Genomic DNA, 1,603 nt, shown 5'->3' with positions numbered 1-1,603 from the left:
TGCTGCGAAGCAATCGGAAGTGGTTCCAAGAAAAGCCTCTAAGCTTCAGTCATACGAGACCGTACCGCAAACCGACACAGGTGGGCGAGATGAGTATTCTAAGGCGCTTGAGAGAACTCGGGAGAAGGAACTCGGCAAATTGGTACCGTAACTTCGGGAAAAGGTACGCCCCGGTAGCTTGATCACTTTACTGTGTGAGGGCGAAAGGGTTGCAATAAACTGGTGGCTGCGACTGTTTAATAAAAACACAGCACTCTGCAAACACGAAAGTGGACGTATAGGGTGTGACGCCTGCCCGGTGCTGGAAGATTAAATGATGGGGTGCAAGCTCTTGATTGAAGTCCCAGTAAACGGCGGCCGTAACTATAACGGTCCTAAGGTAGCGAAATTCCTTGTCGGGTAAGTTCCGACCTGCACGAATGGCGTAACGATGGCCACACTGTCTCCTCCCGAGACTCAGCGAAGTTGAAATGTTTGTGATGATGCAATCTACCCGCGGCTAGACGGAAAGACCCCATGAACCTTTACTGTAGCTTTGCATTGGACTTTGAACCAATCTGTGTAGGATAGGTGGGAGGCTTTGAAGCGGGGACGCCAGTTCTCGTGGAGCCATCCTTGAAATACCACCCTGGTTTGTTTGAGGTTCTAACCTTGGTCCGTTATCCGGATCGGGGACAGTGCATGGTAGGCAGTTTGACTGGGGCGGTCTCCTCCTAAAGTGTAACGGAGGAGTTCGAAGGTACGCTAGGTACGGTCGGACATCGTGCTAATAGTGCAATGGCATAAGCGTGCTTAACTGCGAGACCGACAAGTCGAGCAGGTACGAAAGTAGGACATAGTGATCCGGTGGTTCTGTATGGAAGGGCCATCGCTCAACGGATAAAAGGTACTCTGGGGATAACAGGCTGATTCCTCCCAAGAGTTCATATCGACGGGGGAGTTTGGCACCTCGATGTCGGCTCATCACATCCTGGGGCTGTAGCCGGTCCCAAGGGTATGGCTGTTCGCCATTTAAAGTGGTACGTGAGCTGGGTTTAAAACGTCGTGAGACAGTTTGGTCCCTATCTGCCGTGGGCGTTGGAAATTTGAAGGGGGCTGCTCCTAGTACGAGAGGACCGGAGTGGACGAACCTCTGGTGTACCGGTTGTCACGCCAGTGGCATTGCCGGGTAGCTAAGTTCGGAAGAGATAACCGCTGAAAGCATCTAAGCGGGAAACTTGCCTTGAGATGAGATTTCCCGGAGCCTTGAGCTCCTTGAAGGGTCGTTCGAGACCAGGACGTTGATAGGCTGGGTGTGGAAGTGCAGTAATGCATTAAGCTAACCAGTACTAATTGCCCGTACGGCTTGTCCCTATAACCTTAGCAGGTATAGAAAAGCCAAGAATACAGCGCTGTTTGTTGACACAACGGTTGCTATCCCAACTTTACTTCCTCCAGATTCTGAGCCGCTGTCGATCAAGACGGCGCCTCGTACAAGTCATGCCTGATGACCATAGCAAGTCGGTCCCACCCCTTCCCATCCCGAACAGGACCGTGAAACGACTTTGCGCCGATGATAGTGCTGCAACCAGTGTGAAAGTAGGTTATCGTCAGGCTAGTTATA

2 rRNA genes are annotated in these 1,603 nt (G+C 51.7%); both read left to right on the top strand.

The features are described 5' to 3' along the window. Positions 1-1,353: ribosomal RNA gene (locus C2862_RS24960) — 23S ribosomal RNA — on the top strand; the annotation flags it as partial. A 129-nt stretch (positions 1,354-1,482) separates the two neighbouring features. Then, positions 1,483-1,595: ribosomal RNA gene (rrf, locus tag C2862_RS24955) — 5S ribosomal RNA — on the top strand. The last annotated feature ends 8 nt before the right edge of the window (positions 1,596-1,603 follow it).

Source organism: Massilia sp. Mn16-1_5 (genome assembly GCF_004798585.1).
Lineage (GTDB): Bacteria > Pseudomonadota > Gammaproteobacteria > Burkholderiales > Burkholderiaceae_D > Telluria.
The sequence above is the reverse complement of the archived record's forward strand: the minus strand, read 5'-3'. Positions and strand labels throughout refer to the sequence as shown.